Genomic DNA, 206 nt, shown 5'->3' on the forward strand with positions numbered 1-206 from the left:
CGCTGCCGCCGGCGTTCGCGCCCGTCAGGTTGTAGGTCTGGCTGCTGCCATGCACCGTGTCGTTGTGACCGCTGCCGGTCACCGACGTCACGCCGCTCCAGGTGCCGCCAATGCCGGTCGTCGCGCCGCTGCCGTTGGACAGGTCCAGCGACACCGCCGTGCCGTAGCTGGCGTAGTTCAGCGCCTGCGCCGCGACATTGCCGGCA

Annotated in this window: 1 protein-coding gene; it reads right to left on the reverse strand. The window is 70.9% G+C overall.

The genetic code is table 11. The features are described from left to right. Positions 1-206 (reverse strand): hypothetical protein (locus tag UU7_RS18735; RefSeq protein WP_007810785.1); only part of this gene is annotated, 206 nt, incomplete at both ends.

This window comes from Rhodanobacter spathiphylli B39 (assembly GCF_000264295.1).
GTDB lineage: Bacteria > Pseudomonadota > Gammaproteobacteria > Xanthomonadales > Rhodanobacteraceae > Rhodanobacter > Rhodanobacter spathiphylli.